Source organism: Streptomyces sp. NPDC053367, assembly GCF_044545925.1.
Lineage (GTDB): Bacteria > Actinomycetota > Actinomycetes > Streptomycetales > Streptomycetaceae > Streptomyces.
Genome location: NZ_JBITYN010000005.1, coordinates 309896 through 331871 on the forward strand (window position 1 = coordinate 309896; position 21976 = coordinate 331871).

Consider the following 21976-nt stretch of genomic DNA (forward strand, 5'->3'; position numbering starts at 1 on the left):
CCCGCTTACGGCACCCGCACGGCCGTACGCTGTTCAGCCTCGCGCGTCCGTATATCGGTACGGCTTCATCGAAGTTGCCTCGCTGTTAACGGCGTTTGCGCGCAATTGCGGCGCATGGGCGGCCGGTCCGGGCGGCGGTCAGCCGGCTGCGCCCTCCTGTGGCGGTCCGGGCGGTCCCGGCGGTCCCGGCGGTCCGGGCGGGCCGGGCGGTCCGAGGTCCGGGTGTTCCGGGGGGACGACCTGTTTCTCCTCCGCGAACAGACAGGCCGAGTCATGGGCGCCCGGGCCACCGGCGGGGGCCAGGTGGGGCGGGACGGCGAGCAGCGGGACCTCCTCGGCGCAGCGCGGGCGGGCCTTGAAGCAGCGGGTGCGGAAGCGGCAGCCGGAGGGGATGTTCGTCGGGGAGGGGACGTCTCCGGCGAGGATGATGCGCTCGCGGTGCTCACGGGCCTCCGGGTCGGGCACCGGGACCGCGGACAGCAGGGCCTGGGTGTAGGGGTGGGTGGGGTGGTCGTAGATCTCGGCGTCCTTGCCGAGCTCGACGATCCGGCCGAGGTACATCACGCCGACCCGGTCGGAGATGTGCCGGACGATCGACAGGTCGTGCGCGATGAAGACGTAACTGAGGTCGAACTCGGCCTGGAGGCGGTCCAGGAGGTTGATCACCTGGGCCTGGACGGAGACGTCCAGGGCCGACACCGGCTCGTCCGCGACGATCACCTCGGGGCGCAGCGCCAGCCCGCGCGCGATGCCGATGCGCTGGCGCTGCCCGCCGGAGAACTGGTGAGGGTAGCGGTTGATGTACTCGGGGTTGAGGCCGACCACGTCCAGCAGGTCCTGGACGTGCCTGCGGCGGTCCCCCTTGGGCGCCACCTCGGGGTGGATCTCGTACGGCTCGCCGACGATGTCGCCCACCGTCATACGGGGGTTGAGGGAGGTGTACGGGTCCTGGAAGACCATCTGGATGTTGCGGCGGACGGCCTTGAGGGCCCGGCCGGACAGCCGGGTGATGTCCTCGCCCTTGTAGCGGATCTCCCCCGCGGTCGGCTTCTCCAGGTTGACCAGCATCTTGGCGACCGTGGACTTGCCGCAGCCGGACTCGCCGACGATGCCGAGGGTCTCGCCGCGGTGGAGGGAGAAGTCCACCCCGTCCACGGCCTTGACCGCGCCGATCTGCTTCTTGAAGAGGATGCCCTGGGTGAGCGGGTAGTGCTTGACGAGCCCGCGCACCTCGATGATCGGCTCGGCCGTGGAGGTGTCAGCCATCGATGCACTCCCTCCAGAAGTGGCAGGCGCTGCGCCGTTCCTCGTCCACCTCGTACAGGGGCGGTACGTCCGTGCGGCACACGTCCCTCGCCATGGGGCAGCGCGGGTGGAAGGCGCAGCCCGGGGGGATGGCGAGCAGGTTCGGCGGCAGGCCCTTGATGGCGTACAGCTCCTGGCCCTTCTGGTCCAGGCGCGGGATGGAGTCGAGCAGGCCGCGGGTGTAGGGGTGGGCGGGGTTCTTGTAGATGCCGTGGACGGGGGCGGTCTCCACGATCCGGCCCGCGTACATGACGGCGATGCGGTCGGCCACGTCCGCGACGACGCCGAGGTCGTGGGTGATGAGGATGAGGCCCATCCGCAGTTCCCGCTGGAGTTCCGCGAGCAGGTCCATGACCTGGGCCTGGACGGTGACGTCGAGGGCCGTGGTGGGTTCGTCGGCGATGATCAGGGCCGGTTCCAGCGCCAGCGCCATGGCGATCATGATGCGCTGGCGCATGCCGCCGGAGAACTGGTGGGGGTACTGGCGGACGCGTTCCTCGGCGGCGGGGATGCGGACCCGGTCCATCAGCTCGACGGCCTTGGCGCGGGCGTCCTTCCTGGACATGCCCCGGTGGACCACGTACATCTCGCCGAGCTGGTCGCCGACGCTGATCACGGGGTTCAGCGAGGACAGCGCGTCCTGGAAGATCATCGCCATCTCGGCGCCGCGGACCTTGCGCCGTTCCTCCTCCTTGAGCTTCAGCAGGTCCCTGCCCTGGAAGAGGATCTCGCCCCCGGTGATCCGCCCGGGCGGCATGTCGAGGATGCCCATGACGGCCTGGGCGGTCACCGACTTGCCCGAGCCGGACTCGCCGAGCACGGCGAGGGTCTCGCCCTCGTCGACGGCGTAGGAGACGCCGTTGACGGCCTTGGCGATGCCGTCGCGGGTCTTGAACTCCACGTGCAGATCGCGCACTTCGAGCAGCATCGCGCCTCACCTCAGCTTCGGGTCGAGGGCGTCGCGCACCGCGTCGCCGAGCATGATGAACGCAAGGACGGTGACGGCCAGCGCACCGGAGGGCCACAGCAGCGCGTGCGGGGCGTTGCGGACGTACGGGGAGGCCGCGGAGATGTCGATGCCCCAGGAGACGCTGGGTGGCTTCAGGCCGACGCCGAGGTAGGACAGGGTGGCCTCCAGCGCGATGTAGGTGCCGAGCGCGATGGTGGCGACGACGATGACCGGGGCGACGGCGTTGGGCGTGATGTGCCGCAGCAGCATGCGGGAGTTGGACGCGCCGAGGGCCCGTGCCGCCTGGACGTAGTCGTTCTGTTTGGCGGTGATGACGGAGCCGCGGGCGATGCGGGAGATCTGCGGCCAGCCGAGCAGCACCATGAAGCCGATGACGGGCCAGACGGTGTTGCTGGTGACGACGGACAGCAGCACCAGGCCGCCGAGGATGACGGGGATGGCGAAGAAGACGTCGGTGATGCGGGACAGGATGGCGTCCCAGGTGCCGCCGAAGAACCCGGCGAGCCCGCCGAGCACCGAGCCGAGCAGCGCGACCCCGAGGGTGGCGCAGACGCCGACGGTGACGGACGTACGGGCGCCGTAGACGGTGCGCGTGTAGACGTCGCAGCCCTGTCCGTCGTAGCCGAAGGGATGGCCGGACTCGGAGCCCTGCTGGGCCTTGGCGAGGTCGCACTTGAGGGGGCTGTGGGAGGTGATCGCGCCCGGCCACAGGGAGACGAAGACCAGGAAGAGGATGACCAGGGCGGAGATGATGAAGACGGGGTTGCGGCGCAGGTCGTGCCAGGCGTCGGACCACAGGCTGCGGGGCTTGTCGGCGGGGCCGGTGCCCTGCGGCCCGCCGGGCGTCTTCTCGAGGGTCTCCCCCTCGCTGGTGGCGAGGTCCATGGCGCCTCCCATGCCGGCGGCTGAGACGGCCTGATCGGCGTCGTACGGCTCAGGCATAGCGGATCCTCGGGTCGAGTACGGCGTACAGGAGGTCGACGAGCAGGTTGGCGACCAGGAAGACCAGGACGAGGACGGTCACGAAGCCGACGACGGTCTGCGTGTTCTGCCGGACGATGCCCTGGTAGAGCTGGTAGCCGACGCCGTGGATGTTGAAGATCCGCTCGGTGACGATCGCGCCGCCCATCAGCGCGCCGACGTCGGCGCCGATGAAGGTGACCACCGGGATGAGGGAGTTGCGCAGCAGGTGCCGGGTGATGACCCGGCGCCGGGGCAGGCCCTTGGCGATGGCGGTGCGGACGTAGTCGGAGCGCCGGTTCTCCGCGATGGAGGTGCGGGTCAGCCGGGTGACGTACGCCAGGGAGACCGAGGCCAGGACGAGGCCGGGCAGGATCAGCTCGTCGAAGGGCGCGTCCGAGGAGACGGACGGGCTGATCCAGCCCCATTCGACGCCGAGCAGCAGCTGGAGCAGCAGGCCGGTGACGAAGGTGGGGACGGAGATGACGACGAGGGTGGCGATGAGCACGCCGGTGTCGACGGGCCGCCCCCGGCGCAGTCCGGTGACCACGCCGAGGGTGATGCCGATGACGATCTCGAAGAGGATCGCGACGATCGTGAGCCGGATGGTGACGGGGAACGCCGTCGACATCAGCTCGGTGACCTCCTGGCCGTTGAACGCGGTGCCGAAGTCGCCGGTGAAGACGTTCCCCATGTAGGTGAGGTACTGCTGCCACACGGGCTTGTCGAGGCCGAACTCCTTCCGGAGCTGGGCCGCGGTGGCCGGGTCGCACTGCCGGTCGCCGCACAGGCCCGCGATGGGGTCGCCCATCACGTTCACCATGAGGAAGATCAGCAGGGTGGACCCGATGAACACCGGGATCATCTGCAGCAGCCGGCGGACGACGTACCGCCCCATGGCGCGCTCAGCCCACCTTGATCTCGTTGTAGACGGGGACGCTGAACGGGTTCAGCGCCACGTTGGAGAGCCGGTCGGACCAGCCGGCGCTGCCGTTCTGGTACCAGAGCGGGATGGCGGCCATCTCGTCGCGGACGACCTCCTCGGCCTGCTGGAAGGTCTCGACGGCCTTGGCGGGGTCAGTCTCGGCGTTGGCCTTGTCGACGAGGTCGTCGAACTTCTTGCTGGACCACTTGCCGTCGTTGGAGGAGGCGTTGGTGTAGTACAGCGGCTGGAGGAAGTTCTGGATGAGCGGGTAGTCCATCTGCCAGCCCGCCCGGAAGGGGCCGCGGAGCTTCTGCTGGGAGGCCTGGTTGCGGAAGTCGGCGAAGGTGCCGACGGGGTTGCCGACGCAGGCCTTCTCGTTGTCGAGGGCGTTGTTGATGGAGTTGCACACGGCGTCCACCCACAGCTTGTGGGAGCCGGTGTCCGCGTTGTACGTGATCCTGACCTGGCCGCCGGGGATGCCGCCGCCCTCCTTGATCAGCTTCTTGGCCTCCTCGGCGTCGTACTCGCACCACTCGCCGCACAGGCCGGCCTTGTAGCCGCCGTCCTCGCCGAGCACGGGTGAGGTCCAGTCGGTGGCGGGGGTGCGGGTCTTCTGGAAGATCGTCTCGGTGATCTGCTCGCGGTTGATGGCGCGGGACAGGCCCTTGCGGACCTTGTCCAGGCCGGGCTTGTTCCAGTTCTTGTCGTAGAACGGGAAGGCGAGCGTCTGGATGATGCCGGCCGGGGTGTTGAGGTACCGGTCGCCGAGGTCGGCCTTGACGTTGGCGAGCTGGGCGGCGGGCACGTCGTCGACGAGGTCGAGGTTGCCGGCCATCAGGTCGGTGTAGGCGGTGTTGTTGTCGGTGTACACCTTGAGGGTGACGCCGCCGTTCTGGGCCGGGTCCGGGCCGGGGTAGGCGTCCCACTTCTTCAGCCGCATCTCGGAGCCCTTGGTGTACGACTGCACGGTGTACGGGCCGTTGCCGACGGGCTTGGACAGCCAGGCGGAGTGGTCGTCGAAGAAGGCGCGGGGCAGCGGGTTGAAGGCGGTGTAGCCGAGGGTGTCGGGGAAGGTCGAGAACTTCTGGGTGAGCTTGACGGTGAAGGTCCTGTCGTTGACGACCTTCAGACCGGACAGGGTGTCGGCGGTCTGCTCGCCCTTCTCGGGGTGGACCTGGTCGTAGCCCTCGATGTAGCCGAAGAAGTAGGCGTTCTTCTGGTTGTTCTTCAGACTGGCGCCGTAGTTCCAGGCGTCCACGAAGGACCGGGCGGTCACCTTCTCGCCGTTGGAGAAGGTCCAGCCGTCCTTGATCGTGACGGTGAAGTTCTGCGAGTCCTTGGTGTCGATCTTCTCGGCGACCATGTCCTGGGCCTCGCCGGTCTTCGGGTCGTAGCGCTTGAGACCCCGGAAGATCATGTCCATGACCTTGCCGCCCTGCACCTCGTTGGTGTTGGACGGCTCCAGCGGGTTCTGCGGGTCGGTCCAGGAGGAGGAGAGCACCGCGCCGCCGTCGGCCGCGCCACCGCCGCCGCCCCCGTCGTCGCCTCCGCAGGCCGTCGCCGCGAGGGCTACCGCCGTCGCGCAAGCGGCCCATTTGGCGTGCGTGGCTCCGCGCATGGAGTGCCTCCTCGTGAATGCGCTGTGATGCGCTGTCGTGCGCTGTGCCGCCAGCGCCGAAGCACTGACCCGTCACCGGCCAATATCGGGGCATTCGGTGCATGCCGCACACGCACGGGGCCCTTCGGGCGACGCATGCGTCCTGATGGGCGTACATCCGGCCATCGACGGACCGATGTCCGCGATCTCTGTACTGACCGGCGATTCAGCAGGCAGACTGCCGGAATGGTTGATCACTCCTACGCCGACCTGGAGCTCGCGCGGCTGTACGACGTCCTCAACGCGTGGGGACCCGACGACGACTTCTACCTGGGGCTGGTGATGTCCGCGCGGTCCGTGCTGGATGTCGGCTGCGGAACCGGGCGGCTGCTGCGCGGGGCGCGGGCCGCGGGGCACACGGGGCGGCTGACCGGGGTCGACCCGGCCGCGGCGATGCTCGTCCAGGCACGGGCGGCCGCACCGGACGTGGAGTGGGTGCTCGGCGATCTGGAGTCGGCCCGGTGGGACGGGGAGTTCGACCTCGCCGTGATGGGCGGGCACGCGTTCCAGGAGCTGCTGGGGGACGAGGCGGTCCGGCGGCTGCTGGGCGGGGTGCGTCAGGCGCTGGCACCCGGCGGGCGGTTCGTCTTCGAGACGCGCAATCCCGCGGTGCGGCCGTGGGAGAGGTGGACGCCGGACCGGGTGCGGGAGATCACCGGGCCGTACGGCGACGAGGTGCGGGTGTGGCACGAGGTGGCCGGGCCGGTCGTCGGAGACCGGGTGACCTTCACCGAGACGTTCTCGTGTGCGGGGTGGCAGCGGGACCGGGTGAGCCGCAGCACCCTGCGGTTCCTGGACGCGGACGCGCTGGACGTCCTTCTGGGCGAGGCCGGATTCGAGGTCACGGCCCGATACGGCGACTGGCGGCGAGGGGCTTTCGCCCCTGCCGCCAGTCCCGAGATCGTCACCGTGGCCCGAAGGGCCTAGCGAGAACTCACTCGGAGTCCTCCAGGGCCTTCAGAGCCGGGTCCAGGACCACGGACTCGTCCCGCGTGGTCGTCGGATCCTCCGGGAAGTGGCAGGCCGTCAGGTGGCCCGCACGGTTGCCGGAGATCTGGACCAGCGGGGGCTCCTCCGTGGCGCACTTGTCCTGCGCCTTCCAGCAGCGGGTGCGGAAGCGGCAGCCGGACGGCGGGTGGATCGGCGAGGGCACGTCGCCGGCGAGGCGGATGCGCTCGCGCTGCTCGGCGCCGTCGGAGACGTCCACCTCGGGCACGGCCGACAGCAGGGCGTGGGTGTACGGGTGACGCGGGCGGTTGTAGATGGAGTCCCGGTCGCCGACCTCGACCACCTTGCCGAGGTACATCACCGCGACGCGCTGCGAGAAGTGGCGCACGATCGCCAGGTCGTGGGCGATGAAGACGAACGCGATGCCGAGCTCTTCCTGCACCTTCTGGAGCAGGTTGACGACCTGCGCCTGGATCGACACGTCGAGCGCGGAGACCGGCTCGTCGGCGACGATCAGCTTCGGGTTCAGGGCGAGCGCGCGGGCGACGCCGATGCGCTGGCGCTGACCGCCGGAGAACTCGTGCGGGAAGCGGTTGTAGTGCTCGGGGTTGAGGCCGACCAGCTCCAGCAGCTCGCGGACCTTCTTCTCACGGCCGCCCTCGGGGTTGATCCCGTTGACCTCCATCGGCGACTTGATGATCGTGCCGACGGTCTGCCGCGGGTTCAGCGAGGAGTACGGGTCCTGGAAGATCATCTGGATCTCGGACCGCACCGGCGCCAGCTGCTTGCGGGAGGCCTTGGTGATGTCCTGGCCCCGGTAGGTGATCTGGCCGGCCGTCGGCTCCATCAGGCGGGTGATGAGCCGCCCCGTGGTCGACTTGCCGCAGCCGGACTCGCCGACCAGGCCGACGCTCTCGCCGACGCCGACGGTCAGGTCGACGCCGTCGACGGCCTGGACCGCACCGACCTTCCGCTTGATCGGGAAGCCGCCGTAGATCGGGAAGTGCTTGGTGAGGCCCTTGACCTCGAGAAGCGTCTCCCGGACGGTGTCGGTGGGGCCCTGCTGTGCGGGGAGGGTGAGGTTCTCGCTCATGATCTCGTATCTCCCTAGCGCAGCCGGGGCTGGATCTCGTCGATGAAGATGGCCTGCTTCTGCTCGGCCGTCAGGTGGCACGCGGCGGCGCGGCCCTCGCCGAGCGGCGGCCGGGTCGTGGTGCAGAGGTTGCCCTCCACCTTGTCCGTGAAGGCGCAGCGCGGGTTGAAACGGCAGCCGGACGGCGGGTTGAGCAGGGAGGGCGGGGTGCCCGGGATCGGCGTCAGCTCCTGGTGGATGTCGCCGTCGAGGCGCGGCATCGAGCTGAGCAGGCCCCAGGTGTAGGGGTGCTTGGGCGTGCCCAGCACCTCCTTGACGGTGCCGCGCTCCACGGCCCGGCCCGCGTACATCACCAGCAGGTCGTCGGCCATGTTGGCGATGACGCCCAGGTCGTGGGTGATGAAGATGATCGCGGAGCCGAACTCCTGCTGGAGGTCCTTGAGCAGGTCCAGGATCTGGGCCTGCACGGTCACGTCGAGCGCGGTGGTCGGCTCGTCCGCGATCAGCAGCTCGGGGTCGCACATCAGGGCCATGGCGATCATGGCGCGCTGGCGCATACCGCCGGAGAACTGGTGCGGGTAGTCGTCGAAGCGGACCTTGGGCTGCGGGATGCCAACCTTCTCCAGCATCTGGATGGCCCGGTCCTTGGCCTCCTTCTTGGAGGCGCCCATGTGCTTCATGTACGGCTCGGACAGCTGCCGGCCCACCGTGTAGTACGGGGACATCGCGGTCAGCGGGTCCTGGAAGATCATCGCCATCTTGTTGCCGCGGAGCTTCTCCAGCTCCTTGTCGGTGGCGGTGACGAGCTCCTGGCCGTCGAGGACGATCTCGCCGTCGACGGTGGTGGAGCGGGGGTTGTGCAGGCCGAGGATCGTCAGGTTGGTGACGGACTTGCCGGAGCCGGACTCGCCGACGATGCCCAGGGTCTTGCCGCGCTCGATGTCGAAGGAGAGGCCGTCGACCGCCTTGACGATGCCGTCCTCGGTGGAGAACTGCACCCGCAGGTCACGGACCGAGAGGAAGCTCTCGGGCCCGGTCGGGGCCGGGGCGTCCTCGGTCTTGGTCAGTGTGGTCACGGTGGTTGGTTCTTCCTAGGAGAGCCGGACGCGCGGGTCGATCCAGGCGTACGCGATGTCGGTGAGGATGTTCAGGAGCAGGATGAAGAAGGCTCCGACGAGCATCACACCCATGGTGAGCGGCAGGTCCTTGGTGACGGCGCCCTGTACGGCGAGGCGGCCGATGCCCTGGAGCGAGAAGGTGATCTCCGTGACCACACCGCCGCCGAGCAGGGAGCTGATGTCGATGCCGAGGACGGTGACGATCGGGATGAGGGAGCCGCGCCAGGCGTAGCGGTAGAAGACGTACTTGCTGGACATGCCCTTGGCCCGGGCGGTCCGCACGTGCTCCTCGGCCAGCTGCTCGATGAGGGAGGCGCGCGCCATACGCGTGTACTGCGCGGTGAAGATGGTGGCCATCACGATCATCGGGATCCACAGACCGGCCAGCCAGCCGGCGGGGTCTTCCGTGAACGGCACGTACGTGGGGTCCTCCACCCAGCCGGTGCTGTACACGAAGATCAGCAGCACGATCGGGCCGAGGAAGTAGATCTGGAAGGAGCTGAGCACCATCGAGGTGCCGGTGGCGACCTTGTCGAGCATCGAGCCGCGCTTGTAGGCGGAGATCATGCCCGCGCCGATACCGACCGTCAGGAAGACCACGATCGAGCCGACGGTCAGCGACAGCGTCAGCGGGAAGCGGTCCATGATCGTGTCCCAGACCATGTCGCCGGAGTAGAACGACTGGCCGAGGCACGGGGCCTCGCAGTGCCCGGTGGGGAAGTCACGGCCCATCACGATGCCGGACATGAAGTCCCAGAACTGCTGCGCTATCGGCAGATTGAGGCCCAGGGCCTCGCGGATGTCCGCGAGTCGGGACGCGGAGCAGTCCTTGCCACAGGCCAGGGAAGCGTAGTCGGACGGCGCTGCGACGAAGAGGAAGAACGTGGCGGCGCCGATGAGGAACAGGGTGACGGTGGCACCGACCAAGCGCCGGAGGATGAACTGAAGCATGGCGGGAAGGCTGCTCTCTGCGACAGACGGTGGATGGTTTCACGGAACCGCGGGAGTGCGCTCCACCTGGCGCGCACTCCCGCGGTCAGCCGTAGAGAGTTACGACTTCAGGAAGAGGTTGTTGAGGTCGATGTAGCTCGACTCGGCGCTGTAGCGGGCACCACCGATGTTCGAGCCGTAGAGCTGGAACTGCTTGGTGTACCACAGCGGAGCAGCCGGGTTGATCTTCTCGATGATGTAGTGGTGCGCCTCGCGCCAGGTCTTGGCGGCCTCGGTGGGCTCCTGGGTCAGGGCCTTGTTGATCAGGTCCTGGACCTTCGGGTCCTTGAGGTGCGAGTAGTTCGACGAACCGTCAGCGACCTGGGACGGGTCGTAGATCGGGGTGACGACGGTGCCGGCCGACGGCCAGTCCTGGCCCCAGCCGGTGATGTAGATGTCGTACGGGTTGGCGAGCTTGCCGATCTGCTCGTAGAAGCTCGCCGCGTCGACCTCCTTGGAGACGACGTCGAAGCCGACCTTGGTCAGGGCGTCCTCGACGGCGACCTTGCGCTTCTGGCCCGCCTCGGAGTTGGAGTAGGCGAAGACGAGCTTCTTCTCGGCGTCCGGGACGCCCTTGAGCAGCTCCTGGGCCTTGGCGATGTTGCCCTGCGGCGTCTTCAGGCGGCCGAACGGGTCGTAGGTGGGCTCGTAGCCCGGCAGGGTCGGCGCGAACAGGTTCGGAGCGACGTCGCCACCGTAGGCGCCGCCCTCACCGGCGATCAGCGACTTGGAGTTGACCGCGTAGGCGACCGCGTCACGGACCTTCTTGTTCTTCACCCGGTCCAGGTTGAACGTCAGCTGCATGACGTAGGGCTGGTAGCCCTTGATCGTGCGCTTGTTGACCGCGGGGTCGGAGATGACGTCCTGGATCTGCGTGGCGTCCACGGAGCCGGTGAACTGGATGGCGTTCTTGGCGCCGCCCTGGTCGGCGATCAGACGCTTGGTCTGGGTCGACTCGGTGACACCGAACTGGAAGTCGTAGCCGTCCACGTACTGGTGACGGACGGCGTCGGTCTTCGGGTCCCAGTTCTCGTTCTTGACGAGCTTGAGGGACTTGCCCGCCTTGTTCTCGGCGATCTTGTAGGGGCCGAGGGCGACCGGGGCCTTCTCGTACTTCTCCTTGGTGTCGGTCTTCTCCGGCACGATGGAGTAGCCGGCCATGGCCAGCGTCTGCGGCAGGTCGGGGCGCGGCTTGTCGAAGTGGAAGACGACCGTCTTCTCGTCCGGGGTCTCCAGCATGGTGTCCGGCAGGTGCTTCTTGCCGAAACCACCGTCCGGGAGCGCCTTGCGGTAGTCCGGGCCGGCCAGCCAGGTCTGGAGGTAGGTCGGGCCGTCGAAGATGAACTTCGCGAACTGGCGCTCGACGGTGTGGCGGACGTCGGCCGAGGTGATCTCGTTGCCGTTCTGGTCCTTGATGCCGTCCTTGAGGGTGTACGTCCAGGTCTTGCCGCCGTCCGAGGACTTGCCGGCGTCGGTGGCGATGTCACCGACGACGGAGGTGTTGCCCTTGCCGTCCTCGGCGAAGTTGGTCAGGCCGCGGAAGAGCAGGTTGGAGATCTGGCCGGCGTCGGAGACGTAGATCTGACCCGGGTCCAGGTGGGACAGGCCCGACTCCTGGTAGACGGTGATCGTGCCGCCAGGCTTGGCCCCCGGGACCTCCTTGGCCGGGCCGGTGGAGGCCGCGGCGTCGGCGTAGGTGACGGCCTTGGACTGGGCCGACGCCTCCTTCTGGTCCTTCTTGGAGTCCTTGTTGGAGCTCGTGCCCTTGTTCTCCGAGCAGCCGGTGAGCGCGAGGGAGCCGGCCGCGATGGCGACGACTATGGCACGCGCTCTGCGCGAGGTGAGCTTCATAGCGGTGAATGCACCTACCTGTCGGTTGTTATCCATGAGTACTGCCTGACGCGGCTGGTAGGCCGACGCGGGGGCGGCAGCCACCCCCCACCAAAGGACGCGTTACCGCCCGGACTTGGGGTCGAAGGCATCCCGGACCGAGTCTCCGAGGAGGTTGAAGGCCAGGATGAAGATCACCAGCATCGTGCCCGGGAAGAACATGAACGCCGGGTCCTGCTCGGTGTATCGGGCGCCCGCGGCGAACAGTCGTCCCCAGTCCGGGGTCGGTTCCACGAAACCGACGCCTGCGAAGGACAGGAACGCGATCGTGAGGATCGTGCTGGGCAGCTGGTACGTGAACTGCACCAGGATCGGCGAGACGATGTTCGGCAGGATCTCCTTGCGGACGATCCGCCAGGGCGAGGCGCCCGCGACCTTGGCGGCCTCCACGAACTCCCGCTCGCGCAGGGAGAGCACGGTGGACCGGACGAGACGGGCCATGCCCATCCAGCCCAGGACCCACAGGACGATCAGGATCGCCAGCGCCCGGAAGTACGTGGGCGTCTCCTCCCGCGGGTCCACGAAGAACGCGGTCACGACGGGCATGAAGGCGATGAAGAACAGCTGCGACGGGAAGGACAGGAAGAAGTCCGTGATCCGGCCCAGCCAGTAGTCGACACGACCGCCGAAGTAGCCGCCGATCAGGCCGATGAGGACGCCGGTGGCCATCACCAGCACGGTCACTCCCAGCGCCATGAACAGCGAGGTGCGCATGCCGAACATGAGCATCGCGAACAGGTCGCGGCCGTACTGCGGCTCGACGCCGAACCAGTGGTCGGCGGAGACACCGCCGAAGTAGCCGAGCGGCAGGCCGAAGTCGTCCAGGATCGGCTTGTCCGCGTACGTCGGGTCCTGGCCGTACAGCGTGTAGGGGTCGGTCCCGCTGAGCGCGGTCAGCAGCGGGGCACAGAGGGCGGCGACGAAGAAGAAAATGACTACGCCGGCGCAGACCATGCCTGTACGGTCACGCTTGAAGCGCTGCCACATCAACTGCCCAGGGGAACGACCCTCAAGCTTCTTCTCACCCTCGGCGACTTCGGAGGTCGCCTCGAGCTCAGGGTCCAAGGCGACCGCGGACCCGGAGCCCTCGGCCTTCGTCGGACTGGTCATGTGTGTTCTTCCCCCGGGGGGTTGGAGAGTTGAGCGCAGCACAGATACCGGCAGGTTCTGTGGTTTGGGGGAACTTTCGCCAAGTGCATCAACGCGCGTCAAGGGCGGAAGACATAGGGATCTCCCTAACCGTAAATTTTTGAGCAAAAATTGCGAAGATTGACACCTGGACGCGCTTGACAGGTGAGACGGCGAATCGACATTCCGGACATTCAGGTAGGGATTTTTGTTTACATGTCCGAAACTTGATCGCGGGATCACCGATATCCGAACAGCGCTCCACCGGCGTTCGACCGGGCCTTGAACAGATCAAGCCGGGCACGCCGAGGACCCGGCCCTCCGCTCGCGGAGAACCGGGTCCTGCGGGACTGGCGTCGAGCCGGCGTCAGCTGTGCTTGGCGCGGCTGGCGGCCCGGGCACGCTCGCGGGCGTCCAGGTTCACCTTGCGGATGCGAACGGCCTCCGGGGTGACCTCGACACACTCGTCGTCGCGGCAGAACTCCAGGGACTGCTCCAGCGACAGCTTGCGCGGCGGCACGATCGACTCGGCCACATCGGCCGTGGACGACCGCATGTTGGTGAGCTTCTTCTCCTTGGTGATGTTCACGTCCATGTCGTCGGAGCGGGAGTTCTCGCCGACGATCATGCCCTCGTACACCTCGGTGCCCGGCTCCACGAAGAGCACGCCGCGCTCCTGAAGGTTCGTCATCGCGAAGGCGGTGACGGCACCGGCGCGGTCGGCGACCAGCGAGCCGTTGTTACGGGTCTGCAGGGTGCCGAACCACGGCTCGTGGCCCTCGTGGATCGAGTGGGCGATACCCGTGCCGCGGGTCTGCGTCAGGAACTCCGTCCGGAATCCGATCAGACCGCGCGAGGGCACGACGAACTCCATGCGGACCCAGCCGGAGCCGTGGTTCGACATGTTGTCCATGCGGCCCTTGCGGACGCCCATGAGCTGCGTGACGGCGCCCATGTGCTCCTCGGGCACGTCGATGGTCATGCGCTCGACCGGCTCGTAGACCTTGCCGTCGACGTCCTTGGTGACCACCTGGGGCTTGCCGACGGTCAGCTCGTAGCCCTCGCGGCGCATCTGCTCGACCAGGATCGCCAGCGCCAGCTCACCGCGGCCCTGGACCTCCCAGGCGTCGGGGCGGTCGGTCTCCAGGACGCGCAGCGAGACGTTGCCGATGAGCTCGCGGTCCAGGCGGTCCTTGACCTGGCGGGCGGTGACCTTGCGGTCCTTCACGGCCGCCTTCGCGTCGGCGCCCTTGCCGGTGCCGCCGCGGCCGACCAGCGGGGAGGTGTTGGTGCCGATGGTCATCGAGATCGCGGGCTCGTCGACCGTGATCAGCGGCAGCGCGATCGGGTTCTCCGGGTCGGCCAGCGTCTCGCCGATCATGATGTCCGGGATACCGGCGACGGCGCAGATGTCACCCGGGCCGGCCTTCTCGGCGGGCTTGCGGGTGAGCGCCTCGGTCATCATCAGCTCGGAGATGCGGACGTTGGACACCGAGCCGTCGCGCTTCATCCACGCGACGGTCTGGCCCTTCTTCAGCTCGCCCTGGTGCACGCGCAGCAGCGCGATACGGCCGAGGAAGTTGTCCGCGTCGAGGTTGGTGACGTGGGCCTGGAGCGGGGCGTCCTCGTCGTAGGACGGGGCGGGGATGGTGTCCAGGATCGTGGAGAAGAACGGCTCCAGGCTGTCGGAGTCCGCCGGGACCGTGCCGTCCTGCGGCTTGGTCAGCGAGGCGACGCCGTCACGGCCGCACGCGTAGACGATCGGAAACTCGATCTGGTCCTCGTCGGCGTCCAGGTCGAGGAACAGGTCGTAGGTCTCGTTGACGACCTCGTCGATCCGGGAGTCCGGACGGTCCGTCTTGTTGATGCACAGGATGATCGGCAGCCGCTGCTGCAGCGCCTTGCGCAGCACGAAGCGGGTCTGCGGCAGCGGGCCCTCGGAGGCGTCCACCAGCAGCACGACACCGTCGACCATCGACAGACCGCGCTCGACCTCGCCGCCGAAGTCGGCGTGGCCGGGGGTGTCGATGATGTTGATCGTGATCGGGTCCCCGCCGTCCTTCGGGTGGTACTTGACCGCCGTGTTCTTGGCGAGGATCGTGATGCCCTTCTCACGCTCCAGGTCGTTCGAGTCCATCATGCGGTCGTCGACCGAGTCGAGCTGGTGGGCGGCGAAGGCACCGGCCTGCTTCAGCATTCCGTCGACGATGGTCGTCTTGCCGTGGTCGACGTGGGCGACGATGGCGACGTTGCGGATGTCGTGGCGCGTGGCCATAGTGAGGCGTTCTCCCGGAGTGTGTGGGTGGCGCGCGCGTACGTCCGTGTGACGCGGGCCCTGCCGGGCTGGACACGCCACGGCCTCACCCCATGGTACGTGCCCCTGCGGGGGACGGCCTCCGCAGGGGCATTTCCATGATCAGCTGCCGGAGGGCGAGGGGGCGACCTTCACGCCCTTCTTCAGGAAGCCCATGTCCTCGTACACAGGCGTCCGGAACCCGAACGCCCCGGCGTTGGCGAGGCTCTTCCTGACCGCCACCAGCTGGGGCCGCTGGTAGAGAGGAATCGATCCGGCAGCGGCCCAGATCCGCGAGTCCGCCTTGCGGATCAGCCCCCGGCTCTCCTCCTCGTCCAGGGTCGCGACGGCCTGGTCGAAGAGCTGGTCGACCTGGTCCGTGCCGACGCGCGTGTAGTTCTGCTCCACGCTCAGCGAGCCGTCCGCGGCCGGCACCGGCTTGGCGTAGATCGGCCGTCCGTCGGTCGCCGGGAAGGCGGACGCCGGCCAGGAGTACAGCGCCAGGTCGTACTGCCCGGACGCGATGTGGTCCTCGAAGTAGCTCTCGTCGGACACCTTGGTGACCTCCGTGCGGATGCCGACCCGGTCGAGCATGCGCCGGATCCGCTCGGCCACCGTCCGCAGCGACTGCGAACCCTCCCCGGACGGCACCACGAACCGCAGGGTCAGCGGCTCGCCGTCCTTCGCCAGCGGCCCGGTCTTGGCGCCCGCGGGAGCCGCCGTGCCCTTCGGGGCGTACGCCCCCGGCGCGCCGCCTCGCTTCAGGCGCCCGTCGGCGTACTGCTTGCCGTCCTGGGCGAGGTTGCGCGACCCGTCCCGCCCGTGCTCCCGGTCCTCCCGCCCGGCCTTGTTGTCCTCGCCGACGATGTACGTGCCCTCGTCGCCGCCCGCGGAGTCCTCGGCCTTGTCGTGCTCGGCCTTGTCGTGCTCGGCCTTGTCGTGCTCGGCCTTCCCCTCGGCCTTCTCGTCCCCGGCCTTGTCCTCCTCGGCCTTCCTGCCCTTCGCCCCGGCCGCCTCCTCGCCCTTCTCCGGCTCCTTCAGCGGGCCGCCCCGCTCCCAGCCGGCGTCGGCGAGCAGGGCCTGGGCCTCCTCGGTGTCCTGGCCGCCGAGGGCGCCGCTGTTGTCGGCGTAGGCGGCCTGCCCGGACAGCGCGAGGTGGCTGCCGACCGGCACGGCGGGCAGGCCCAGCGGGCCGAGCACCACGCGGGCCAGTTCCTCGCGGTCCAGGGCCCGGGCCACCGCCCGGCGGACCCGCTCGTCGGCGAGGGGGCCGTCGGAGCCGTTGAGGGCGAGCTGGGTGTAGGCGGGCTCCAGGGACTTGCGGACCTCGATGCCGCGCAGGGCCTGCTGCTGCTTCTCCCCTGCGGCGAGGGCCGCGCGCAGCTTCTCGCGGGCGAGCACCTCGTCCTCGGCGGCCTCCTCGTCGGAGCCGTTGGCGAGGGCCCAGGAGCGCAGCGCCCTGGCCGCCGTACGCCCGGAGCCCGGTCCTGCGAGGGGGCCGGCCGAACCCTTGGCGGCGCCCTCGACCCGGGCGGCCGCGGCCGGGTCGAGCTCGGCCAGGTCGATCTTCCCGGCGGCGAGCACGGCGGCCCGCTCGTCGCGCGGCACGGCCGCAAGGACGATCTTGTCGAGCTTGGGGGGCGCGCCCCACCAGCGCGGATTGCGGGTCAGGGTGACCTCGTCGTCCACGCGGTCGACCTTCTTCAGGGAGAAGGGTCCCGCGGTGACCTTCAGCTTGCGCCGGGCGCCGTCGTTGAAGGAGTCCGGGGTGCCCATGACCTCCTTGGGGTACAGCGGCGAGAACAGCGACTTCCAGTCGGCGTAGGGCCGGGCGAAGGTGACCTTGACCTCCAGGTCGTTGGCCCCGCGCTCGATGCGCTCGATGCGCTCGTAGCCGGCGTTGCGGGCGGTCCAGTAGGCGCTGTCCTTGCCGGACAGGGCGCGCCACTGGGCGGCGAAGTCGGCGGCCCCGATCTCCCGGCCGTCGCTCCAGACGGCCTGCTGGTTCAGCTTGTACAGCACGACCTGACGGGGCTCGGTGTCGACGACCTGGGCGGACTCCAGGAAGTCGGCGTTGCGCTCGGGGCGGCCGCTCGCGTCGAGCCGGTACATCGACGGCAGGACCGCCTGGGCGATACGGGTGGTGGTGGCGTCGGCGTCGGACTGGAAGGTGTTGAGCGTCTCGGGGACGGCGTCCACGGCCCAGCGCAGCGTGCCGCCGTCGGCGATCTGCGCCCGCGCGGCGCGGCCGATGTCCTGCCCGGCCAGGGGCTTGCCGGCCTTGTCGGACGAGCCGCAGCCGGCGAGCAGGGTGACCGCGAGGGAACCCCCGGCGAGGAAGGCGACCGATCGCATGACCGCCCGTGGTCTGACACCGACGTGAGACATCTCTGGTTACCTCCGGAAGCCGCGGGTTATGATCACGTTTGGCGGTATTTGGAGCTGATCACATGTTTTCGGATATCCGCTGCCACTGAAGAGGAAAGGGTTCAGCGGCAGGGGGCGACACGGCGGCGACGACCGGCAAGCCCACCCGTGCGGCGCAACGCACCGGGGAATGCACCAGTACGCCTCGGCCAATCGGTGCACATCCCTTCCCACCCGCCGGTGTGACGCGCAACACTCGCAGGCGCATGAACGTCACCATCGAGAGCAAGGCCCCCGGCCGCACAGCCGATGGAAAAGAGGTCACGTCATGTCCGTGCACGACGAACTGACGTCGGTCCAGCGCTGTCTCGACGATCTGTCCCGGTCGGTGGGCCGACTGGAACAGCAGCTCGGCAGCAAGGGCCTGGACATGCGCCGGGTCCGCGCCGACGCCGAGCATCTGCGCGAGAGCGTCGCCCTGCTGCGGGAGGCGACCTCGGCGCAGGGGCAGGCCCGCAAGCCGGAGCTGGTCACCATCCCCGACACCCCGTACGACGACAGCCTGTGGGTCGACATCGACGACGAGGGCCTCGGCGCCCGCGACCGGCGCGCCCCCTGAGCCCCTCACCGTCAGACACGGAGTCCCGCCTTGGCCACAGGTACGGAACCGCCAGGTACAGCACCCCGTCCGCCGGGCGGCGGTGTGCGGTCCGCGACGCGTGCCGCGATCGGCGCCCGGCATCTGCGGACCGACCGGTGGTGGCTGGCGCCCGCCGTCACCGCCGCCGGTCTGCTCGCCTTCATCGTGTACTCGACGTGGCGGGCCTTCGCCAACGCCGACTACTACGCCGCGCCCTACGTCTCGCCGTTCTACTCGCCCTGCCTGGCGGAGAACTGCGCGCCGATGCGCGGCGGCCCCAACTGGGAGCTGTTCGGCAGCTGGTGGGGCATCTCCCCCGCGATCATCATCCTGATCTTCCCGCTGGGCTTCCGGCTGACCTGCTACTACTACCGCAAGGCGTACTACCGCGGCTTCTGGGCGTCCCCGCCCGCCTGCGCGGTCGCCGAGCCGCACGCGAAGTACACCGGTGAGACCCGCTTCCCGCTGATCCTGCAGAACGTCCACCGGTACTTCTTCTACGCGGCCGTACCCGTCGCCGGGATCCTCACCTACGACACCGTCCTCGCCTTCCGCGACGAGTCGTACGCGTGGGGCCACATGGGCCTCGGCACCCTCGTGTTCGTCGTCAACATCGTGCTGATCTGGGCGTACACGCTGTCCTGCCACTCCTGCCGGCACATCGTCGGCGGCAAGCTCAAGCACTTCTCCCGGCACCCCGTGCGCTACCGCATGTGGCAGCTGGTCGGCAGGCTCAACGCCCGGCACATGCAGCTGGCCTGGGCCTCCCTGGTGAGCGTGGCGCTCGCCGACTTCTACGTGTATCTCGTCGCGTCCGGTGCCTTCGACGATCCGAGGTTGTTCTGATGCCCGTGGTGGACCGCCAGGAGTGGGACGTCGTCGTGGTCGGTGCGGGCGGCGCCGGACTGCGGGCCGCGATCGAGGCCCGCGAGCGCGGTGCGCGTACGGCGGTGATCTGCAAGTCGCTGTTCGGCAAGGCGCACACGGTGATGGCCGAGGGCGGCATCGCGGCGGCCATGGCCAACGCGAACGAGCACGACACCTGGCAGGTCCACTTCCGCGACACCCTGCGCGGGGGCAAGTTCCTCAACCAGTGGCGGATGGCCGAGCTGCACGCGCAGGAGGCCCCGGACCGGGTGTGGGAGCTGGAGACCTGGGGCGCGCTGTTCGACCGTACGAAGGACGGCCGCATCTCCCAGCGCAACTTCGGCGGCCACGAGTACCCGCGCCTCGCGCACGTCGGCGACCGTACGGGCCTGGAGCTGATCCGCACGCTCCAGCAGAAGATCGTCTCGCTCCAGCAGGAGGACCACCGGGAGACCGGCGACTACGAGTCGCGGCTGAAGGTGTTCCAGGAGTGCACGGTCACCCGGGTGCTCAAGGACGAGGGCGGCCGGGTCTCGGGGGTCTTCGCCTACGAGCGCGAGTCGGGCCGCTTCTTCGTCCTCGAGGCGCCCGCGGTGGTGATCGCCACCGGCGGCATCGGCAAGTCCTTCAAGGTGACGTCGAACTCCTGGGAGTACACCGGCGACGGCCACGCGCTGGCGCTGCTGGCCGGAGCCCCGCTGCTGAACATGGAGTTCGTGCAGTTCCACCCGACCGGGATGGTCTGGCCGCCGTCGGTGAAGGGCATCCTCGTCACCGAGTCGGTGCGCGGCGACGGCGGAGTGCTGCGCAACTCCGACGGCAAGCGGTTCATGTTCGACTACATCCCGGACGTGTTCAAGGAGAAGTACGCGCAGAGCGAGGAGGAGGCCGACCGCTGGTACGACGACCCGGACAACAACCGGCGTCCGCCCGAGCTGCTCCCCCGTGACGAGGTGGCGCGCGCGATCAACTCCGAGGTGAAGGAGGGCCGGGGCTCCCCGCACGGCGGGGTCTTCCTGGACGTGTCGACACGGATGCCGGCCGAGGTGATCAAGCGGCGGCTGCCGTCGATGTACCACCAGTTCAAGGAGCTGGCGGACGTCGACATCACGGCCGAGGCGATGGAGGTCGGGCCCACCTGCCACTACGTGATGGGCGGTGTCGCGGTCGACTCCGACACCGCGGCCGCGCGCGGGGTGCCGGGGCTGTTCGCGGCCGGTGAGGTGGCCGGCGGGATGCACGGCTCCAACCGGCTGGGCGGCAACTCCCTGTCCGACCTGCTGGTGTTCGGGCGCCGGGCGGGCTGGCACGCCGCCGAGTACGCGGCCGGGCAGGCCGTGCGCCCCTCGGTCTCGGAGGACGAGGTGAACGCGGCGTCGGCGGAGGCGCTGCGGCCGTTCTCCGCGGAGACCGAGGGCGAGACCGGCCCGCCGGAGAACCCGTACGCCCTGCACCAGGAGCTCCAGCAGGCCATGAACGACCTGGTCGGCATCATCCGCCGCGAGGCCGAGATGGAGCAGGCCCTGGACAAACTCGCCGAGCTCAGGCTGCGCGCCCGGCGGGCCGGTGTCGAGGGGCACCGGCAGTTCAACCCGGGCTGGCACCTCGCCCTGGACCTGCGCAACATGCTGCTGGTCAGCGAGTGCGTGGCGCGGGCGGCGCTGGAGCGCACCGAGTCCCGCGGCGGGCACACCCGCGAGGACCACCCCGGCATGGACCGCCGGTGGCGCAACGTCAATCTGCTGTGCCGGCTCACCGACCCGACGGGCGGGCTCGCCGCGACCGATCCGGTGCGCGGGCAGATCACCCTGGAGCGTGAGACGACCCCGCCCATCCGCCCGGACCTGCTCGCCCTCTTCGAGAAGGACGAGCTGGTCAAGTACCTCGCCGAAGAGGAGCTGTACGAGTGAGCGGCTACCAGGCCCGGTTCAAGGTGTGGCGGGGCGACCAGGGCGGCGGCGGCCTCGAGGACTTCGAGGTCGAGGTGAACGAGGGCGAGGTCGTCCTCGACATCGTCCACCGCATCCAGGCCACCCGGGCGCCCGACCTCGCGGTGCGCTGGAACTGCAAGGCGGGCAAGTGCGGTTCGTGCTCCGCGGAGATCAACGGGCGGCCGCGGCTGATGTGCATGACCCGGATGTCGGTGTTCGACCGCGCGGAGACGATCACGATCACGCCGCTGCGGACGTTCCCCGTGATCCGGGACCTGGTCACGGACGTCGGCTTCAACTACGCCAAGGCGCGCGAGGTCCCGGCCTTCGTGCCGCCGGCCGGGCTGGCGCCGGGCGAGTACCGGATGATGCAGGAGGACGTGGACCGCTCGCAGGAGTTCCGCAAGTGCATCGAGTGCTTCCTGTGCCAGGACACCTGCCATGTGGTCCGTGACCACGAGGAGAACAAGACCGCGTTCGCGGGGCCGCGCTACCTCATGCGCATCGCGGAGCTCGACATGCATCCGCTGGACGCCGCCGAGGAGGCCGGCGTGGACCGCAAGCGCACCGCCCAGGACGAGCACGGCCTCGGCTACTGCAACATCACCAAGTGCTGCACCGAGGTCTGCCCCGAAGGCATCAAGATCACCGACAACGCCCTGATCCCGCTGAAGGAGCGGGCCGTGGACCGCAAGTACGACCCGCTGGTGTGGCTGGGTTCGAAGATCCGCAGGCGGTGACCCGGGCGAGGGGGCTCAGGGGGCGCGCTGCGCGAGCCCCTGGAGGTACAGGCCCGCCGGGACCACCGCCATGCCCATGAACAGCAGGGCACCGAAGGGCCCGAGTGCCAGGCACGGGACCTGCCGGCGGTGCTCACCGGCGTGTGCCGGCCCG

At 69.0% G+C, this 21976-nt stretch carries 17 protein-coding genes; 5 read left to right on the plus strand and 12 right to left on the minus strand.

Annotation, left to right across the window (positions count from 1 at the left end; translation table 11 throughout):
• Positions 1–138 precede the first annotated feature (138 nt).
• Genes ACIGXJ_RS16805 through ACIGXJ_RS16825 form a run of 5 tightly spaced genes read right to left on the minus strand, consistent with a single transcriptional unit; the run spans position 139 to position 5778 of the window.
• On the minus strand, positions 139–1266 hold the full coding sequence (locus ACIGXJ_RS16805) for an ABC transporter ATP-binding protein (RefSeq protein ID WP_399645414.1): 1128 nt from the start codon (positions 1264–1266) through the stop codon (positions 139–141).
• The gene (locus ACIGXJ_RS16810; protein WP_399645416.1) at positions 1259–2233 is read right to left on the minus strand and encodes an ABC transporter ATP-binding protein; all 975 of its coding nucleotides are present in this window, start codon (positions 2231–2233) and stop codon (positions 1259–1261) included. Before ACIGXJ_RS16810 ends, ACIGXJ_RS16805 begins: the two co-directional genes overlap by 8 nt.
• Positions 2234–2239: 6 nt before the next feature.
• Positions 2240–3217 carry an ABC transporter permease gene (locus ACIGXJ_RS16815; protein ID WP_399645419.1) on the minus strand — a complete coding sequence of 326 codons (978 nt, stop codon included), beginning with the start codon at positions 3215–3217 and terminating at the stop codon, positions 2240–2242.
• A complete protein-coding gene (locus ACIGXJ_RS16820) occupies positions 3210–4133 on the minus strand; it encodes an ABC transporter permease (protein WP_399645422.1) in 924 nt (307 codons plus the stop codon). Before ACIGXJ_RS16820 ends, ACIGXJ_RS16815 begins: the two co-directional genes overlap by 8 nt.
• 7 nt (positions 4134–4140) lie before the next feature.
• On the minus strand, positions 4141–5778 hold the full coding sequence (locus ACIGXJ_RS16825) for an ABC transporter substrate-binding protein (RefSeq protein WP_399645425.1): 1638 nt from the start codon (positions 5776–5778) through the stop codon (positions 4141–4143).
• 225 nt (positions 5779–6003) lie between these two features.
• Between ACIGXJ_RS16825 and ACIGXJ_RS16830 the strand changes: the two genes are divergently transcribed.
• On the plus strand, positions 6004–6744 hold the full coding sequence (locus ACIGXJ_RS16830) for a class I SAM-dependent methyltransferase (protein ID WP_399645427.1): 741 nt from the start codon (positions 6004–6006) through the stop codon (positions 6742–6744).
• A 7-nt stretch (positions 6745–6751) separates the two neighbouring features.
• On the opposite strand, the gene ACIGXJ_RS16835 is transcribed toward ACIGXJ_RS16830, so the two are convergent.
• The 7 genes from ACIGXJ_RS16835 to ACIGXJ_RS16865 all read right to left on the minus strand — a co-directional run bounded on the left by ACIGXJ_RS16835 (position 6752) and on the right by ACIGXJ_RS16865 (position 17665).
• Positions 6752–7858, minus strand: coding sequence for an ABC transporter ATP-binding protein (locus tag ACIGXJ_RS16835; RefSeq protein WP_399645430.1), 1107 nt, complete (start codon positions 7856–7858; stop codon positions 6752–6754).
• Between the two features lie 14 nt (positions 7859–7872).
• On the minus strand, positions 7873–8934 hold the full coding sequence (locus ACIGXJ_RS16840) for an ABC transporter ATP-binding protein (protein WP_399645433.1): 1062 nt from the start codon (positions 8932–8934) through the stop codon (positions 7873–7875).
• A gap of 15 nt (positions 8935–8949) precedes the next feature.
• Positions 8950–9927: an ABC transporter permease gene (locus tag ACIGXJ_RS16845; protein ID WP_399645436.1), complete on the minus strand. Its 978-nt coding sequence runs from the start codon at positions 9925–9927 to the stop codon at positions 8950–8952.
• Between the two features lie 99 nt (positions 9928–10026).
• A complete protein-coding gene (locus ACIGXJ_RS16850; RefSeq protein ID WP_399645438.1) occupies positions 10027–11817 on the minus strand; it encodes an ABC transporter substrate-binding protein in 1791 nt (596 codons plus the stop codon).
• A 102-nt stretch (positions 11818–11919) separates the two neighbouring features.
• Positions 11920–12966, minus strand: a complete 1047-nt coding sequence (locus tag ACIGXJ_RS16855; RefSeq protein WP_399645441.1) for an ABC transporter permease — start codon at positions 12964–12966, stop codon at positions 11920–11922.
• A gap of 385 nt (positions 12967–13351) precedes the next feature.
• Positions 13352–15259, minus strand: coding sequence for a translational GTPase TypA (gene typA, locus ACIGXJ_RS16860; RefSeq protein ID WP_399645443.1), 1908 nt, complete (start codon positions 15257–15259; stop codon positions 13352–13354).
• 141 nt (positions 15260–15400) lie between these two features.
• The gene (locus ACIGXJ_RS16865; protein ID WP_399645446.1) at positions 15401–17665 is read right to left on the minus strand and encodes an ABC transporter substrate-binding protein; all 2265 of its coding nucleotides are present in this window, start codon (positions 17663–17665) and stop codon (positions 15401–15403) included.
• A gap of 307 nt (positions 17666–17972) precedes the next feature.
• Between ACIGXJ_RS16865 and ACIGXJ_RS16870 the strand changes: the two genes are divergently transcribed.
• From ACIGXJ_RS16870 to ACIGXJ_RS16885, 4 genes are read left to right on the plus strand one after another with little or no spacing between them, the layout of a single operon-like run.
• Positions 17973–18263 carry a hypothetical protein gene (locus ACIGXJ_RS16870; RefSeq protein WP_399645449.1) on the plus strand — a complete coding sequence of 97 codons (291 nt, stop codon included), beginning with the start codon at positions 17973–17975 and terminating at the stop codon, positions 18261–18263.
• 30 nt (positions 18264–18293) lie between these two features.
• Complete coding sequence (locus ACIGXJ_RS16875; RefSeq protein ID WP_399645451.1) at positions 18294–19130, plus strand: hypothetical protein; 837 nt, start codon at positions 18294–18296, stop codon at positions 19128–19130.
• The gene (locus ACIGXJ_RS16880; protein WP_399645453.1) at positions 19130–21061 is read left to right on the plus strand and encodes a fumarate reductase/succinate dehydrogenase flavoprotein subunit; all 1932 of its coding nucleotides are present in this window, start codon (positions 19130–19132) and stop codon (positions 21059–21061) included. Before ACIGXJ_RS16875 ends, ACIGXJ_RS16880 begins: the two co-directional genes overlap by 1 nt.
• On the plus strand, positions 21058–21822 hold the full coding sequence (locus ACIGXJ_RS16885; RefSeq protein WP_399645456.1) for a succinate dehydrogenase/fumarate reductase iron-sulfur subunit: 765 nt from the start codon (positions 21058–21060) through the stop codon (positions 21820–21822). Before ACIGXJ_RS16880 ends, ACIGXJ_RS16885 begins: the two co-directional genes overlap by 4 nt.
• The last annotated feature ends 154 nt before the right edge of the window (positions 21823–21976 follow it).

Coding starts and splice junctions, on each gene's coding strand:
- ACIGXJ_RS16805 (WP_399645414.1), bottom strand. CDS start 1,266: ATGGCTGACACCTCCACGGCCGAGCCGATCATCGAGGTGCGCGGGCTC.
- ACIGXJ_RS16810 (WP_399645416.1), bottom strand. CDS start 2,233: ATGCTGCTCGAAGTGCGCGATCTGCACGTGGAGTTCAAGACCCGCGAC.
- ACIGXJ_RS16815 (WP_399645419.1), bottom strand. CDS start 3,217: ATGCCTGAGCCGTACGACGCCGATCAGGCCGTCTCAGCCGCCGGCATG.
- ACIGXJ_RS16820 (WP_399645422.1), bottom strand. CDS start 4,133: ATGGGGCGGTACGTCGTCCGCCGGCTGCTGCAGATGATCCCGGTGTTC.
- ACIGXJ_RS16825 (WP_399645425.1), bottom strand. CDS start 5,778: ATGCGCGGAGCCACGCACGCCAAATGGGCCGCTTGCGCGACGGCGGTA.
- ACIGXJ_RS16830 (WP_399645427.1), top strand. CDS start 6,004: ATGGTTGATCACTCCTACGCCGACCTGGAGCTCGCGCGGCTGTACGAC.
- ACIGXJ_RS16835 (WP_399645430.1), bottom strand. CDS start 7,858: ATGAGCGAGAACCTCACCCTCCCCGCACAGCAGGGCCCCACCGACACC.
- ACIGXJ_RS16845 (WP_399645436.1), bottom strand. CDS start 9,927: ATGCTTCAGTTCATCCTCCGGCGCTTGGTCGGTGCCACCGTCACCCTG.
- ACIGXJ_RS16850 (WP_399645438.1), bottom strand. CDS start 11,817: ATGAAGCTCACCTCGCGCAGAGCGCGTGCCATAGTCGTCGCCATCGCG.
- ACIGXJ_RS16855 (WP_399645441.1), bottom strand. CDS start 12,966: ATGACCAGTCCGACGAAGGCCGAGGGCTCCGGGTCCGCGGTCGCCTTG.
- typA (WP_399645443.1), bottom strand. CDS start 15,259: ATGGCCACGCGCCACGACATCCGCAACGTCGCCATCGTCGCCCACGTC.
- ACIGXJ_RS16865 (WP_399645446.1), bottom strand. CDS start 17,665: ATGTCTCACGTCGGTGTCAGACCACGGGCGGTCATGCGATCGGTCGCC.
- ACIGXJ_RS16870 (WP_399645449.1), top strand. CDS start 17,973: ATGTCCGTGCACGACGAACTGACGTCGGTCCAGCGCTGTCTCGACGAT.
- ACIGXJ_RS16880 (WP_399645453.1), top strand. CDS start 19,130: ATGCCCGTGGTGGACCGCCAGGAGTGGGACGTCGTCGTGGTCGGTGCG.